The 14,550-nt window shown below is 75.0% G+C and carries 13 protein-coding genes, 2 tRNA genes and 1 riboswitch; of the genes, 8 read left to right on the top strand and 7 right to left on the bottom strand.

The window, feature by feature from the left end:
• The first annotated feature begins 59 nt into the window (after positions 1-59).
• Positions 60-737, top strand: a complete 678-nt coding sequence (trhA, locus tag SK069_RS05295; RefSeq protein WP_319953152.1) for a PAQR family membrane homeostasis protein TrhA — start codon at positions 60-62, stop codon at positions 735-737.
• Between the two features lie 125 nt (positions 738-862).
• Positions 863-952: transfer RNA gene (locus tag SK069_RS05290), tRNA-Ser, on the top strand.
• A 128-nt stretch (positions 953-1,080) separates the two neighbouring features.
• Here the strand turns inward: SK069_RS05290 and SK069_RS05285 are convergent.
• Positions 1,081-1,308, bottom strand: coding sequence for a helix-turn-helix domain-containing protein (locus tag SK069_RS05285; RefSeq protein WP_319953151.1), 228 nt, complete (start codon positions 1,306-1,308; stop codon positions 1,081-1,083).
• 220 nt (positions 1,309-1,528) lie between these two features.
• Here SK069_RS05285 and SK069_RS05280 point away from each other — a divergent pair, with 220 nt between their 5' ends.
• On the top strand, positions 1,529-2,179 hold the full coding sequence (locus SK069_RS05280) for a DUF4352 domain-containing protein (RefSeq protein WP_319953150.1): 651 nt from the start codon (positions 1,529-1,531) through the stop codon (positions 2,177-2,179).
• Between the two features lie 97 nt (positions 2,180-2,276).
• On the opposite strand, the gene SK069_RS05275 is transcribed toward SK069_RS05280, so the two are convergent.
• The 4 genes from SK069_RS05275 to SK069_RS05260 all read right to left on the bottom strand — a co-directional run bounded on the left by SK069_RS05275 (position 2,277) and on the right by SK069_RS05260 (position 10,087).
• Positions 2,277-4,694: a peptidoglycan DD-metalloendopeptidase family protein gene (locus SK069_RS05275; protein ID WP_319953149.1), complete on the bottom strand. Its 2,418-nt coding sequence runs from the start codon at positions 4,692-4,694 to the stop codon at positions 2,277-2,279.
• A 7-nt stretch (positions 4,695-4,701) separates the two neighbouring features.
• A riboswitch (cyclic di-AMP (ydaO/yuaA leader) is annotated at positions 4,702-4,855 on the bottom strand.
• 103 nt (positions 4,856-4,958) lie between these two features.
• Positions 4,959-6,092 (bottom strand): glycoside hydrolase 5 family protein, encoded by a 1,134-nt coding sequence (locus SK069_RS05270; RefSeq protein WP_319953148.1) that lies wholly within the window; start codon positions 6,090-6,092, stop codon positions 4,959-4,961.
• A gap of 177 nt (positions 6,093-6,269) precedes the next feature.
• The gene (locus tag SK069_RS05265) at positions 6,270-8,264 is read right to left on the bottom strand and encodes a glycoside hydrolase family 26 protein (RefSeq protein WP_319953147.1); all 1,995 of its coding nucleotides are present in this window, start codon (positions 8,262-8,264) and stop codon (positions 6,270-6,272) included.
• On the bottom strand, positions 8,261-10,087 hold the full coding sequence (locus SK069_RS05260; RefSeq protein WP_319953146.1) for a glycosyltransferase family 2 protein: 1,827 nt from the start codon (positions 10,085-10,087) through the stop codon (positions 8,261-8,263). Before SK069_RS05260 ends, SK069_RS05265 begins: the two co-directional genes overlap by 4 nt.
• A 223-nt stretch (positions 10,088-10,310) precedes the next feature.
• Here SK069_RS05260 and SK069_RS05255 point away from each other — a divergent pair.
• Positions 10,311-10,384, top strand: a tRNA-Arg gene (locus SK069_RS05255).
• Positions 10,385-10,496: 112 nt separating this feature from the next.
• Here SK069_RS05255 and SK069_RS05250 read toward each other — a convergent pair.
• Positions 10,497-10,850 carry an ArsR/SmtB family transcription factor gene (locus tag SK069_RS05250; protein ID WP_319953145.1) on the bottom strand — a complete coding sequence of 118 codons (354 nt, stop codon included), beginning with the start codon at positions 10,848-10,850 and terminating at the stop codon, positions 10,497-10,499.
• Between the two features lie 35 nt (positions 10,851-10,885).
• On the opposite strand from SK069_RS05250, the gene arsB reads away from it, so the two are divergent.
• From arsB to SK069_RS05235, 3 genes are all read left to right on the top strand, one after another.
• Positions 10,886-12,001, top strand: coding sequence for an ACR3 family arsenite efflux transporter (gene arsB / locus SK069_RS05245; protein WP_406628252.1), 1,116 nt, complete (start codon positions 10,886-10,888; stop codon positions 11,999-12,001).
• 6 nt (positions 12,002-12,007) lie between these two features.
• On the top strand, positions 12,008-12,400 hold the full coding sequence (locus tag SK069_RS05240) for an arsenate-mycothiol transferase ArsC (RefSeq protein WP_319953143.1): 393 nt from the start codon (positions 12,008-12,010) through the stop codon (positions 12,398-12,400).
• Positions 12,401-12,564: 164 nt separating this feature from the next.
• The gene (locus tag SK069_RS05235; RefSeq protein ID WP_319953142.1) at positions 12,565-12,900 is read left to right on the top strand and encodes a hypothetical protein; all 336 of its coding nucleotides are present in this window, start codon (positions 12,565-12,567) and stop codon (positions 12,898-12,900) included.
• Positions 12,901-13,001: 101 nt separating this feature from the next.
• Here SK069_RS05235 and SK069_RS05230 read toward each other — a convergent pair whose 3' ends face one another.
• Positions 13,002-13,433, bottom strand: a complete 432-nt coding sequence (locus SK069_RS05230; protein ID WP_319953141.1) for a hypothetical protein — start codon at positions 13,431-13,433, stop codon at positions 13,002-13,004.
• A 349-nt stretch (positions 13,434-13,782) separates the two neighbouring features.
• Between SK069_RS05230 and SK069_RS05225 the strand changes: the two genes are divergently transcribed.
• Positions 13,783-14,550 (top strand): isocitrate lyase/PEP mutase family protein, encoded by a 768-nt coding sequence (locus SK069_RS05225; protein WP_319953140.1) that lies wholly within the window; start codon positions 13,783-13,785, stop codon positions 14,548-14,550.

The following is a 14,550-nucleotide window of genomic DNA, read 5'->3' as shown; positions in this document are numbered from 1 at the left end:
GCGGCGTCCCGCCGTCCGTCCTCTAGCGCGGGAACGCCCGCAGCGACTACGATCGTGTCGTGGTCAAGGCCGTCTCCGCTCCGAAGCTCCCGGTGCCGGCGCTGAAGCCGACGATGCGCGGGGTCCTGCACCAGTGGGCCGCCGTCGTCGCGCTCGCCGCCGGCGCGTACCTCGTCCTCGCGTCGCCGAACGCCGAAGCCCGGATCGCGTCGGCGATCTACGCCTTCTCGATCGTCGGCCTGTTCACGGTCAGCGCGATCTACCACCGGGTCAACTGGCAGCGCCCGTCGGCCCGCGCGTGGATGCGCCGGCTCGACCACGCGATGATCTTCGTGATGGTCGCGGGCACGACGACGCCGATCGCGGCGATCGTCCTCGAGGGCGGCATGCGCACGACGGTGCTGAGCGTCGCGTGGGGCATGGCGGGCCTCGGCATCACGCTGAAGCTCCTCTGGATCGGCGCGCCGAAGTGGGTCAGCGCGGCGATCTACCTCGCGATGGGCTGGGCGGGCTTCGCGCTCTTCCCGAAGCTCGTCGGCGACCTCGGCCCGTGGCCGGCGGTCGGCCTGCTCGGCGGCGGGGTGCTCTACACCGTCGGCGCGGTCATCTACGCGGGCAAGCGGCCGAACCCGTTCCCGAAGGTCTTCGGCTACCACGAGGTCTTCCATGCCCTCGTCATCGCCGCCGCGATCGCGCACTACCTCGTGGTCGCGCTCGCGGTCGTTCCCAGCGCCTGAGGTCGGCGCCGACGCGTCCCGGAGCCCGCTCCGAACCGCCGCCCCGCCGAGCGCGGCGGTGCGTCCCCGAACGGCCGTCCGGCACGCGGCGGACCCGCGGGATGCTCGTTACACTCGGCGCCCACGGATCGATGGCCGAGTGGCTTAAGGCGCTCGCCTGCTAAGCGAGTTGGGGGTTGATAGCTCCCTCGGGGGTTCGAATCCCCCTCGATCCGCCTCCCGGAACCCCCGTGCCGACGGGGGTTCCGTCGTTCTTGCGCTGCTGCGCGCGACGACGCGCCCGACGCGGCCCGGATCATCGGTGCTCGGTGGCGCTCGCCGCGGAGGATCCGGCGTTCCGGGCTCAGAGGCCCGCGCGGCGGAAGAGCTCGGAGAGCTCGATCCGCAGGGCCGTCGCCAGGCGCAGGAGCGTCGCGACGCTCGGACTGCGCTCGCCCCGCTCGACGCCCCCGATGTAGTTCCGGTGGACGCCGGTCTCGAGGCTCAGCTGCTCCTGGCTGAGACGCCGGTCGAGCCGAACCTGACGCAGCGCGTCGCCCAGTGCGACGAGTGGGGGCTGCGGGTCCGGCACGGCGGCCGACCTTCGCACCCCCTCCGTGTCCTCTCTACAGCCTGAGCGTGTTGCTCGCGCAGTCTGATCGTGTGATCATCTCGGCGTCGTACCGCGCGAACGCGCCACACCAGAGAGGACGAGATGCTTCGCAGAACCGCGACGGCGCCGCTGCGCCCGCGCCCCGAGGGACCCCCGACGGCCCCATCACGCACGACCGCCCGACGCCGAGGAGCCGACCGTGCGTAAGTGGCTGAAGTGGGTGCTGGGCGCGTTCGTCGTGCTCGTCATCATCGGCGCCGTCGCCGGTGGCGGCGACGACGAGCCCTCGTCGTCCGGCGACGCCGACAAGGCGACGACGAGCGAGACTCGCGAGGACGCCTCCGGGAGCGGGAAGGCCGAGGACGGCGACGGGAAGGACAAGGACGACGCCGGCTGCGGCACGAGCGCCACGAGCGACTGCACGCCGCGGGTGGGCCCCGACGGTCAGGTCCGCGTCGACGCGCTGTACTACCGCCTCGTCGGCGTGCGGACCGCCGAGACGCTCGGCGACCAGGAGTACGGCCTCGGCGAGCGCGCCGACGGCGTGTTCGTCATCGCGAAGATCCGGGTCCGCTCCGACAAGGACGAGTCGGCGACGCTCACCGACCGCGTCTTCCAGCTCGAGGTCGACGGCAACACGTACGACCCCGACAGCGAGGGCACGATCGCCGCGGTCGGCGCGCGCGAGGAGCCGTTCTTCCTCAAGGACATCGGCCCGGACGCGACGACGACCGGCACCGTGGTCTACGACGTCCCGCGGTCGGTGCTGCGCAAGAAGCCGGCGCTGCGGTTCAACGAGCTCGGCTTCGGCGACGGGCACGGGTACATCACCCTGCCGTCGCTGGACTGACGCCCGGCCGCGCCCGCCGACGCGCCCGCCGAGGGCCGGCGGGCGCGGAACCGGCGCGACCGACCGCGCGAGGCGGCCGGTCGGGTCGGGACGGGGCTCAACCCGCGACGGCCGCCGCCTGCGGCGCGGCGGCGTCGGACGACGGGGTCGCGGCGTCGGCCGCGGGCGCCGGCGTCGCCGCCGGCTCGGGGGCGGCGGTCGGCCCGGACGCCGACGCCTCGACGGCGGCCTCGGGCGCGGCCGTGGCCGGCTCCGGCGCAGCCGTCTCCGTCGCGGGCTCCGGCGCGGACGTCTCCGCCGCGAGCTCCGGCGTCGCAGCAGGCTCCGGCGCGGACGTCTCCGCCGCGGGCTCCGGCGTCGCAGCAGGCTCGGGCGCGGACGTCTCCGCCGCGGGCTCCGGCGCCGCAGCAGGCTCTGGCGCCGCACCCGACTCCGGCGCAGCCGACTCCGCCGCGGGCTCCGGCGCCGGCGTCTCGGCCGCGGGGTCCGGCGTCGCAGCAGGCTCCGGCGCAGCCGTCTCGGCCGCGGGCTCCGGCGTCGCGGGCGACTCCGCGGTCGCCGCCTCCGGCGCCGCGGTCGCATCCGTGGCGCCGGCAGCATCCTCGGCCCCGGACGGGGCGTCGACCGTCGCCGTCGCGTCGACGGTCGCCGTCGACGCGTCGTCCGCCTCGGCGGTGCCGTCGACCGGTGCCTCGCCCGCGGGAGCGGCCGCGTCGGCCGTCGCGGCGCCGGCCTCGGTCGGCGTCGCCGCCGGGTCCGCGGTCGCCTCGGCCACGGCGTCCGCAGCCGCGACCGCCGCCGCGGCCTGCGCCGGGTCGACGCCGGCCTGCGCCGCCAGCAGCGCCTGCTGCTGGGCCGCGTCGACCGTCGCCGGATCCGCGGCGGAGCGCTCGAGCTGGACGCCGCCGGTGGTGGCCAGCGACGCCTTCTGCAGCGACGCCGACGACGCCGTGGCGGAGGCCTGCGTCGCCGTCGCCGCGGCGCCGCCCTCGGCCGTCGCGGTCCGGGCGCTCGCCTTCGCCGTGCCGGCGGTGCGGTAGTACGGAGCCGGGTCGACGGCGGTCCCGTTCTTGCGGACCTCGAAGTGCAGGTGGGGACCGGTCGTGCGGCCCGTCATGCCGACGTAGCCGACGACGTCGCCCGCCTGGACCTTCGAGCCCTTCGCGACCGCGTTCTTCGACATGTGGGCGTAGCAGGACTCCAGGCCCGCGCCGTGGTCGACGCAGACCATGTTCCCGTAGCCGTCCTGGGACCCGGAGAACGACACCGTGCCGGCCATGTACGACTTGATCGGGGTCCCGATGGCCGCCGCGATGTCCATGCCGGCGTGCTGCCGTCCGCCGCGCGGCCCGAAGTTCGACGAGACCGTCCCGTTGACCGGCTTCACGGTGCTCGACCCGCTCGCGGTCCCGCCCTCGTCGGCGGTGCTCGGCGTGGTCGCCGTGCCGGAGTCGTCGTTCGTCGTCGGCGGCGCGGCCGGGCTGCCCTCCGCGCCACCCACCGCCGCGCTCGCGCCGGCGGAGCCCGAGCCCGAGCCGCTCGACGCCGAGCCGCCCTTGCCCTTCGCGCTCGAGGACGCCGGTGCGGCGTCCGCGCGCTCGGCCGTGCGGACGGGACCGCCGTCGCCGGTGGCCTTCGCGTGCCCGCCGGTCTGGCGCTGCAGGACGACGCTCTGCCCGCCGTCGGCGGTGCGGACCGCCGAGACGACCTTCAGGGCCGTCGCCGGCGCGGCGCTGCTGCGGACGGACGCGCGCTGCGTGCTGAGCAGCGCCGTCCAGGTCTGCGGCCCGACGACGCCGTCCGCGTTGAGCTGGCGCTGCTGCTGGAAGCGCTTCACGGCCGACTCGGTCGTCGCGCCGAAGTGGCCGTCGGCCTGCAGGCCGAGCCGCTGCTGCACGTCGCGGACCTCGTCGCCGGTGGAGCCGACGAGCAGGACCGGGCGGCTGCGCCCGTCGTCGCTCACGGCGGAGGTCAGGCTGCCGATCGTCGTGCGGCCGGCGTCGTCGGTCGCCGAGGTCGTGTCGCCCGACGTCGACGAGGCCGTGGCCGCACCGACCGCCGGGCCGGCCGTCGAGCCGACCATCGCGAGGCTCATCGCCAGCGCGGCCTTGCGGCGACGGCGCTCGCGCACGCGCTGCAGCGGGACGGTGACCCGCCGGTCGCGGGCCCAGGACAGCGAGCGCTGCCAGACGCTCGGGTCCGCGAGGTCACGACGGCCGGGCGCATCCGGCGCGCCGACCGCGTCGAGCGCGGCGGCGAGCTCGTCGGTGGTGAGGTCCAGCGCGGCCGAGCCGGCCGTCGGCTCGGCGACGTCGGTCGCGGTCGCCAGCGCCTCGGCGAGCGCGGGATCGCGCTCGGGCCGCCAGCCGGCGCGCCGGCGGCGCGGGCCCGTCGTCTCCCCCGCGTGCGCACGTGGGGTGCTCGCGGCCTGTCGGTCGCGGCGCTGGCGGGATCGCTCCCGTGAGGTGCGCCAGTGGTCCGCCCGCGCGAGATCGCGCTGCTGCTGCCCGGTCATGCCGAACGTGTCCTCCTGCGTCGGGCCTACGAGGTGAGCTGACGGGCTCGCGCTTCAGGAGTCGCGCTACGCCTTGCGGCGATTCGCCCCGTGCGGCCCCGGAAGGCCGCGAGTGGTTCCCCCGCCCGCGCGTCGAACGCGCGGCTCGGCCGGTTCTCGGTCCGCGGAGGACCGTAGCGCAGCTGCAAGCGGCCTTGCGGCACTTGAGCGAATCTTCACCGCGGCCTAAGGCGACCAGCGCCGGCGCGCCAGGTCCTCGCCGGCTCAGCGACCCCCGTGCAGCCGGATCGCGCGCTGCAGGACGGCGAAGGCCGGCTTCGGCACGAGGTCGTCGCGCAGGACGCCGTACTGGTGCTGGAAGTCGGTGCTGCTGGAGTCCGCGTCCCGCAGGTCGAACCAGCGGAAGTCCGAGACCCCGTAGCGCGTGCGCGCCTGGACCGCCGCGTCCGTGACCGCCTTCATGACCTTCGCCTGCACCGCCTCGCTGCGACCGGGGCCGGTCGGGTAGCCGGCCTCCGACAGGTGGACCGCCACCCGGCGCCCGAGGCCCGCGCGCACCATGTCGCGCCGCAGCTTGCGCAGGGCCCCATGAACGGTCGTGCGCACCGCCCGCGGGCTCGGCGGGCGCTTGACCTGGGTCGGCCACGTGCCCGGGTAGATGTCGAGCCCGACGTAGTCGACGTTGCGGGCGAACCCGCTCCCGCCCGTCCGGGCGAGCTGCGGCCAGAAGTCCGGCGTCCGCGCGTCCCGGGCGACGTTGAAGCCGATCGCCAGGCCGCGGCGACCGAGCGCCGCGCGCTCCTCCGCCGCGGCGTTCACGCCGCGCACGAGGGCGTCGCGCACCCCGGGGAAGTCGCCGTCCGCGGCGTCCGGCGCACCCGGCACGTTCGCCTCGTTCGTGATCTGCACGCCGACGAGCCCGCTGCGGCCGCCGAACTCGCGCACGACCGCGCGGACGAACCGCTCGTACCCGGGCAGGTCGACCGCGGGGTCGCGGGCCGTCGGCTGGTACCGCAGGACGATCTCCGCCTGGCTGCCGGTGGCCGCGGCGTCGGCGAGCACCCGCTCGAGGTGGATGCGGGCGCCCTCGATCGAGCCGGCGTCGTGGTAGGCCGCGTACTCGTGCAGGACGAACGATCGCCGCCCGGCACGCAGGCGGCGGATCATCGCCAGCCGCTGCCCCTCGTCGACCTCCGGCGCGCGAGCGACCCCGTCGACGGCGCCCGCGTCGCCACCCGGGTAGATCCCGAAGCGGATGGTCGCGGCCCGGTGGGGACCGGCCTCAGCCACGGGGCTCGTCCGCGTCGCCACGACGATGGTCGCCGCGACGGCGACGAGCAGCACGAGGAGCTTCCACCGGCTCATGAGCGTGACGTCGGCGGCGAACGCGCGCAGCATGCGGTGTTCGTCGCGAGATCGACGAACGGACCACGAACGGCGGGATCTCTGGCCGAGGGGCACGGGTCGGGGGATGCGGGCCGCCGCTCGCGCGACGCGGCCCGGCACCGGACGGCGGCAGCTCGCGCGCCGTCGCGGTCGGGGGACCTCCCATGCTAGTCAACCGGCCCTCGCCGATCAGCCGCAGCCGAGGCCCCGGGCGCCGTAGCGCCCCGGGGCGGCCGGCACGAACCGGGGCGCGGACCGGCGGAAGAGCGTCGGCGCGCGGTCCCGCGACAGCGAGTACTCGATGCGCCCGTCGGCGACGGCGAGGCCGGTGAGGTCGACCGTCGTCCCGTACTCGGTCGCCGCGGCGAAGTCGCGGTCCTCCGAGCACGCCGCGCCGGCCCGGAGCGGGATCCGCTGGATGCCCTCCGCACCCCGGTCGCCGGTCTGCGTCCATCGCACGTAGGCGTGGGCACCGTCGAGCTCGACCTCGGGGATCCCGAAGACCCGGCGGGAGGTGTTGTCGCGCCGGAGCAGCACGAAGCCGGGGCGGCCGTCGCGCCGGGTGACGTGCAGCTGGGTGACCGAGCCCGACGGCGTCGGGCGGTACTGGACCCAGGCGATCCAGCGGCCGCTGAGGTCGACCGCGCCGCCCTGCACGGCGCCCATGCCGATCCGCTGCCGCGCGCGGCCGTCGCGGACCGCGTAGAGGCCGCTGGCCCCGCAGCGGGCGGCCGGGCCGTGGCGCAGGACGACGACCGTCCGACGCCAGACCGCCCACCCATCAGCGCCGCAGGGACGACCGGGGAGCGACGAGATCGGCACCGCCGACGCGCCGGGGCGCAGCGCTCGGCGCATGAGCCGGGCGCGTCCGTCCGCGCCGCACCGGCGGTAGACGACCGCGACGCCGGCGTCGCCGTCGCGCCCCAGGTCGGGCAGCGGCGGGCAGGTCGACGTCGCCGGGTCCAGCGGCGCGAAGCGGCCGTCGACGACCTCGACGAGCGCGTAGCGTCGGGCGAGCGTCCGGACGACGCCCACGCGGCGCCCGCCGAGCGCGTCGACCTGCTCGATGATCCCCGGCGCGACCGAGCGGTCCGGGGACGGCGACGGCTTCGTCGTCCCCACGCCGCCCGGGACCGCGAAGCGCCGCACCCGCTGCCCGAACCGCGGGGAGCGCACGCCGCGGGCGAACGCCCGGCGGGCGGCCGGGGACGTGGCGACCCGCCAGTCGGACCGCTTGTCGAGGTCGAACCACACGAGCGCGTCGATCTCGGGGTGCCGCCGCAGGCCGTCGAACATCTGCCCGAGCCAGGCGGCCTTGTCCCCGCCGGCCTCCGCCACGCCGATCTCGCTCAGCTCGACCGGCTTGCCGGGGGCGATCTCCCGCAGCTGCCGCAGCGCGGGACCGAAGATCTCCGCGAAGGGCCGCCACTGCTGGAACCGGATCTGCCGTCCGCCGTTGAACCCCGACAGGCCGACGCGGTCGACGTACCGGTCGCCGGGGTACTCGCCGGGCTTCAGGCGCAGGGGCGCGACCGGGCTCCAGACCCATTCGACGTTCGTCGCTCCCGCGTCGTGGAAGAGCTGCCAGACGTGGCGCCAGGCCCGCGCGTACTCGCCCGGCCGATTCCCGTTGGAGACCTCGGTCCACGGGTACCAGTTGCCGTTCATCTCGTGCGCGAACCGCAGCCGCACGGGCCCGCCGTAGCGGGCGAGATCGGTCGCCCAGCGACGGACGTAGGCGTCGAAGCGGCCGTCGATGATCTCGCGCAGGCGGTACTTCGACCGGTCCGGCGGCCGGCGCGAGTCCCACGGCTCCCACGTGATCTCGGGGATGCTCCCCCGCGCGGCGACGGCCCGCAGCTGCGCCACGTCCGGTCGCGCCACGGACTCCCAGTCGGAGAACCACATGACGACGCCGACGTGGTGCTGGACCGTCCGCTCGAAGCGATCGATGCTCGCGAGGTCCGCCGGGCGCCACGGCCGGTAGGAGTCCTGCGCGAGCACCGCGGTCGTCGCGCCGAGCAGGATCTCGGCCCGCGGGTCGGGCACCGCCGCCACCCCGCGCGAGACCGGAGCGCCGGAGGACGCGGGCCCGTCGTCGCGCAGCTGCACGACCAGCAGGACGGCGACCGCGACCAGCAGCAGCGCCAGCGGCGCGAGCCTGCGGACGCGGGCCGCCGTCACGTCATGCCCTCCACCGCGACCGCCGCCAGGTGCGCGGTCGTGACCGCGAGCCCGGCGACGAGCACCACCGTCGCGACGACCACCGGGGCGTGCCCGCGGGTCGCCGCCCGCAGGCCCACGCCACGGCGCGCGTGATCGCGGACCTCCAGCAGCAGCGCGACGAGCAGGACGACGAGCGGCACGAGCGCGTTGAGCAGCACGAGCCCGGCGTAGTGGGGCAGCATCGCCGTGCGACCGGTCAGCTCGACGACCCACAGCACCGCCAGCGGCAGCGCGACGAGCGCCACGAGCGGGCCGTAGACGATCCCGAGCCGGCCGGGCGGCGCGGCCGCGGCCGGGGACGCCGACCGCGTCTTCGGCGTGATCATGTACGAGTGCTGCAGCCGCAGCACGACGCTGAGGACGGCCCAGAGCACCACGGGCCACCGCGCCACCATGAGCACGGCGCCCCGCCAGCTCAGGCCGATGCCCTGCGGCTGGAACCACGACCGCGCGAAGCCCCACATGAGGTGCGCGGTGAGCGCGACCGGCAGGAAGTAGATGAGGTACGTCCCGAGCTGGACGGTCGCGATCCGGTGCTCCGTGGCGAGGGCGACGGTCGGTGCGAGCCAGAGCACGAGCATCGACAGGCCCCAGAGCAGGTACCAGCTCTGCGAGAAGAGGAACTGCAGCGCCTGGCCGGCGGTGTAGCGCGGCAGCAGGCGGGGCGTCCACCGCAGGCAGACGGTGATCATCGAGTGCGCCCACGCGAACTGCTGGCGCAGGTAGGTCGCCAGCGTGTCGGGCCCGTCGCCGGTGGCGATGATCTCCGGGTGGTAGACGCCCCGGTAGCCGTGGGCGGCGAGCACGACCGTGTCGAGGTGATCCTCGGCGCGGGTCGGCTGGAAGCCGCCGATCTCGCGGACGGCCGACGTGCGGTAGGTCGTGTGCGAGCCGATGATGAACGGCGTGCGCGAGTTGCCGTAGAAGCCCATCTGCAGCGGTCCCTGGAGGACGAGCTCGTGCTCGGCGAGGCCGCGCGCGGTCCAGCGCTCGAGGTTGCCGCCGACGCTCGGCGCCTGGACCCACCCGACCTGGGGATCGTCGAACTGCCCGAGCACCGCGTCGAGGTAGGACGGCTCGGGGTGGTGATCGACGTCCATCTGGACGAAGTAGTCGTAGTCCTCGCCGAGCGCGTCGAGGTGATCGAGCCACGCGTTGACGTTGCCAGCCTTCGTCTTGGCCTGCCACGGCGGAGCCGGCTGGTTCCAGCGGGCGACGCCGGCGCGCGTGAAGTACCGCACCCCGTACCGGTCCGCGAGCGCGCGCACCGCGGGCGAGCCACCCTCGTCCAGGACCCACGAGTCGTGCGGATAGCGCACGGCCGCCAGCGCGGCGAGCTGCTCCTCGATCACCTCGAGCGCCTCGACCGCCGGGACGCAGAGCGTCACCATCGCGACGCGCGTGCCAGCGGCGGAGGGCGCGAAGGCCGGCGCCGGCCGGCGCATGCGGGCGATGAACCACCAGAAGACGGACGGCAGGAACAGCGCCGTGTAGGTCAGCGCGACCGTCACGACGATGCCGAGCGGGAGCCAGCCCTCGGCCATCCGCGGGATCCACCACGCCCAGAACGAGACGTTGACGACCGCCCACAGGCCCGTCAGCGCGGCGTACGCGAGCCAGTGCGCCCGGGTCAGGACCGCCTGCGATCCACGCGCGTCGCGTGATCGCGGCAGCGCCCCGAAGCCGCCGCCGTCGACGACGGCGCCGCCGCCGGGATCGAGCGGCTCGTCCTGCTCGACGAGGGAAGAGGCGATCGGTGACCGCTGCGGTGCGTACGCCATGATCGGGTGCCTCACGTGCAACGTCCCCGACCAGCGGTCGGATGCGTGCGCCGCGTCCGTGACGAGCAGTCACGGGGCGGCAGCCGTTCGTACGCGGGGAGACAGCGTACGCCTCTTGGTGCGGTCCGTGGCGCCACCTTCTCGGGACCGCCCGGAGGTGGCCGGGACGGCCCGCGCCCCGCGACGCACGCGTGTCGGGCGATCGCTATATTCCTCCGTCGCTGCGCCCGTAGCTCAGCTGGATAGAGCGTCGGTCTACGGAACCGAAGGTCAGAGGTTCGAATCCTCTCGGGCGCGTCCACGAAACCCTCGCATTTGCGGGGGTTTCTTGCGTTCGCACGGAGCGCGCGCTCCCGGACCCGGCGGGCGGTCCTGCGCCCGCCCCTGCCACGGGAGCCCCGGTCCCGACTCAGCCGAGCCAGGCCGCGAGCTCTCCCACCGCGTCCGGCAGGACGTAGTAGTAGGCCCAGAGCCCCCGGCGCTCGGCGTCGACGATCCCGGCGTCGCGGAGCTTCTTCAGGTGGTGCGACAGCGTCGACTGCGAGACGTCGAACAGCGGCACGAGCTCGTACACGCAGACCTTGCCGGCGTGCTTGCGCAGGACGTCGACGATCTGCAGCCGGATCGGATCGCCGAGCGCCTTGGCGACCTCGGCCATCCGGACGGCCTCGTCGCGGTCGACGTTGGGATAGACGACGGGCTCGCAGCACGGAGCGCCCGCCGCGCGCTTCACCTTCGGCGCGAGCTCCAGATCGACATCCATGGATCTACTTCTATCGATTGAATCGATATGAATCAATGGATAGGGTGCCGCCCGTGACGGCCCCATCGACCGACGCGAGCGACGGCGCGGTGCTCGAGCGGCTCTCGACGCTCGACCGCTACCTGCCCGTGTGGATCCTCATGGCGATGGGGGCCGGCCTCGGCCTCGGCTCCGCGGTCGACGGCCTGGGCGACGCGCTCGACGCGCTCGCGATCGGCACGGTGTCCCTGCCGATCGGGCTGGGCCTGCTGCTCATGATGTACCCGGTCCTGGCGAAGGTCCGCTACGGCGAGATCGCGCGCGATCGGTCGCCCCAGACCCGCCGGATGCTCGGCGCGTCGCTCGTGCTCAACTGGGTGATCGGGCCCGCGCTGATGTTCGCGCTCGCCTGGCTGCTGCTGCCCGACGAGCCGGAGTTCCGCACCGGCCTCATCATCGTCGGTCTCGCCCGCTGCATCGCGATGGTGCTGATCTGGTCGGACCTCTCGTGCGCCGATCGCGAGGCGACGGCGCTGCTCGTCGCGATCAACTCGGTGTTCCAGATCGTCGCCTACAGCGTGCTCGGCTGGTTCTACCTCACCGCGCTCCCCGACCTGCTGGGCCTCGACAGCCAGGGATTCGCCGTCGGCCTCTGGGAGGTCGCCCGCACCGTCCTCATCTTCCTCGGCGTGCCGCTCGTCGCGGGCGCCCTCACCCGCGGCATCGGGGTCCGGCGCCTGGGCGAGCAGGCCTACGAGGCCCGCGTGCTGGCGAGGATCTCGCCGCTCGCGCTCCACGGCCTGCTCTTCACGATCGTCATGCTCTTCGCCCTCCAGGGGGACGCGATCACCCGTGAGCCGCTCGACGTCGCGCGGATCGCCTTGCCGCTGCTCGTCTACTTCGCGGTGATGTTCGCCGCGGGCATCGCGGTCGGCCGGCGGCTGCAGCTCGGCTACCCCCGCACCGCGTCGCTCGCCTTCACCGCCGCCGGCAACAACTTCGAGCTCGCGATCGCCGTCTCGATCGGCGTCTTCGGCGCGACCTCCGGCCAGGCGCTCGCCGGCGTCGTCGGACCCCTGATCGAGGTCCCCGTCCTCGTCGGGCTCGTCTCCGTGGCGCTCTGGCTCCGCCGCCGCTGGTCCACGCCGCTCCCGACCGGCACGACCGCCTGATCCCCGATGGCCAACGTCCTGTTCGTCTGCCTCCAGAACGCCGGTCGCTCGCAGATGAGTGAGGCGCTCTTCGCCCGCGTCGCCGGTCCCGCGCACCACGCCCGCTCCGCCGGCACCGCGCCCGCCGACCGCGTGCACCCGGAGGTCGTCACCGTCATGGACGAGCTCGGGATCGACCTGCGGGACCGCATTCCGTCGCTCCTGACCCGCGAGCTCGCCGAATGGGCCGACGTCGTGGTCACGATGGGGTGCGGCGACGACTGCCCCTACGTCCCCGGCGTGCGGTACGTCGACTGGGATCTCCCGGACCCCCACGGCCGCAGCGTGAGCGACGTCCGAGCGACCCGCGACGAGATCGCCGGGCGAACCGCCGCGCTGGCGCGCTCCCTCTCCGACTGAGACGGCCTCCCGCCGTCCGCGGACGCCACGCGGCACCAGGCCGCGCGCCCCAGGCGCCGCGGCACCCGGAGCGCGTTCGTCGGATCGGGTCCACGGGTAGTCCCGCTGGGCCCGCAGGTCCGGGCGCCCACGAATCCCCTGACGGGGAGGACCAGGAGAGCCCCATGGCTACCACCACCGCCACCACCCCGAGCACTGGCAGCAGCGACCGCGGCCGAGCGGCCGCCCATCGCCAGACGACCGAGACGAAGCACGCCTTCAAGACGACCGAGTTCCTCGGCATGGTCGCCGTGATCGCCGGGATCCTCATCAGCGCCGCCGTCATCAAGGGCGGCGACGACGGCACCGATCAGTTCATCGCCAAGCAGGCCTGGCTCTACGTCGCGATCGTGGCCGGCGCGTACTTCATCTCGCGCGGTCTGGCGAAGTCCGGCTCCCGCGAGCCGTACTACGAGGACGGCTCGAACGCCCACCGCGGCGACGGCCACCGCGGGGTCTGAGGCTGCCGGACGCGGCGGCCGTCCGACGGCCGCCGCCCTGGCGCAGCGCTCGCGCCCGCGCTCCCGAGGCGGCCGGGACCGCCTCGGCCGGACGAGGTCGGTCAGGCGACCGCCACGGCGACCTCGGTCGGCTCGGCCGCCAGCCGCTGCGCCGCGCGCCGCTCGTCCCGTCGGCGCTGGGCCGCCTCGACCGCCTCGCGGGTCAGCGCGAGCTCCTGGGTGAGCATCGCGTCGAGGGCGTGGTCGGCGGGCACCGCCGGCGTCCCCGCCTCGGCGGCGCCGAAGCGGCGGATGAGCACGATCGCCACGCCGCACAGCGCGACGGTCGCGAGGTTCGCCGCGCCGAGGAGCATCGCTCCCAGGCCGGCGAGGTTCACGTACGCCAGGCAGAGGTTCGTGACGGCGCCCATCCCCCACCCGACCGCGGACTGCCCGCCCGCCGAGCGGGTCCGGAGCATGCGGGAGATCTGGGGCAGGTTGGCGCCGAGGCCGAAGGCGATCGCAGCGGTGGAGAGCGCGGTGATGAGGAACATGGCGAAGCAGGGGTTCGAGAGGCGCGGCACCGGGACCCGCCACCCACCGCAGGGCGGGGGCCACGTGCACCGCAGGACATGGAGCGCCCGGCCGTGGCCGTGACGCGGTGGGCGACTCGGTGGCTGTCGCCGGCCTCCTCGGCCGCGGCGGCGCCACCTCCTCGCGTCGATTCACTGTAGCTCCGGTCGCCGGGACCGCAAGGGGTCTCGACGCCCGTCGGCCGTGTGATGCGTCACAAGACGCGCCGGGCTCGCCCGGCCTCGACGCCCGCGGCGAGGACGGCGCACGCCAGCGGCTCGTCGAGCGAGCGCTGCGGCCCGACCCGGCGCGGCGGGTACGGTCGACGTCATGAGCGACCTCTCCGCCCGCGCCACCCGCCTGCTCGAGCTCCACCAGGCCCCCGAGATCCTCGTCCTGGCCAACGTGTGGGACGTCGTCTCGGCCCAGGTCGTGGCCGCCACCGACGGCGTCCGGGCGCTCGCCACGGCGAGCCACTCGATCGCGTCGACCTTCGGCTACGAGGACGGCGAGAACATCCCGCTGGACCTCCACCTGGACATGGTCGGCCGGATCGCCCGGGCCGTCGACGTGCCGGTCACGATGGACCTCGAGGCCGGGTACGGCGATCCGGGCGAGACCGCGCGCCGCGCGATCGAGGCCGGCGCCGTCGGCGCGAACCTCGAGGACCAGCTCAAGCCGCTGGACGAGGCGGTCGCCGCGGTCGAGGCGGTGCTGCGCGCCGGGCGCGACGCTGGCATCGACTTCGTCCTCAACGCCCGCACGGACGCGTTCGTGCGCGGGGCGGAGGACCCGGTGCAGGAGGCGATCCGTCGGGGGCGCGCGTTCCTCGAGGCCGGCGCGCCGGTGGTCTTCGTCCCCGGCGCGATCGAGCGCGACCACGTCGCGGAGATCGCCGAGGCCCTTGGTCCCCGCCGGCTCACCGTCATCTCCGTCCCCGGCGCGTCGCTGCCGGCGTCCGAGCTCGAGGCGCTCGGCGTCGCCCGCGTCTCGACCGGGCCGTTCACCCAGCGCGTCGCGCTCACGGCGCTGCAGGACGCGGCGGCCGCGATCGTCGCGGGCGGCACGCTGCCCGAGGGCACGCGGGCGCTGAACTGA

Origin of the sequence: Patulibacter brassicae (genome assembly GCF_033949425.1) — a bacterium.
In the GTDB taxonomy this organism is placed as follows: Bacteria; Actinomycetota; Thermoleophilia; order Solirubrobacterales; family Solirubrobacteraceae; genus Patulibacter; species Patulibacter brassicae.
This window is presented reverse-complemented; position numbering and strand designations above follow the sequence as displayed.

Bases quoted from the DNA above. Each gene is read 5' to 3' on its own strand.
- SK069_RS05270 (WP_319953148.1), bottom strand. From the start codon at position 6,092: ATGCTGCGCGCGTTCGCCGCCGACGTCACGCTCATGAGCCGGTGGAAG.
- SK069_RS05260 (WP_319953146.1), bottom strand. From the start codon at position 10,087: ATGGCGTACGCACCGCAGCGGTCACCGATCGCCTCTTCCCTCGTCGAG.
- SK069_RS05225 (WP_319953140.1), top strand. From the start codon at position 13,783: ATGAGCGACCTCTCCGCCCGCGCCACCCGCCTGCTCGAGCTCCACCAG.
- SK069_RS05275 (WP_319953149.1), bottom strand. From the start codon at position 4,694: ATGACCGGGCAGCAGCAGCGCGATCTCGCGCGGGCGGACCACTGGCGC.
- SK069_RS05230 (WP_319953141.1), bottom strand. From the start codon at position 13,433: ATGTTCCTCATCACCGCGCTCTCCACCGCTGCGATCGCCTTCGGCCTC.
- arsB (WP_406628252.1), top strand. From the start codon at position 10,886: ATGGATAGGGTGCCGCCCGTGACGGCCCCATCGACCGACGCGAGCGAC.
- SK069_RS05250 (WP_319953145.1), bottom strand. From the start codon at position 10,850: ATGGATGTCGATCTGGAGCTCGCGCCGAAGGTGAAGCGCGCGGCGGGC.
- SK069_RS05235 (WP_319953142.1), top strand. From the start codon at position 12,565: ATGGCTACCACCACCGCCACCACCCCGAGCACTGGCAGCAGCGACCGC.
- SK069_RS05240 (WP_319953143.1), top strand. From the start codon at position 12,008: ATGGCCAACGTCCTGTTCGTCTGCCTCCAGAACGCCGGTCGCTCGCAG.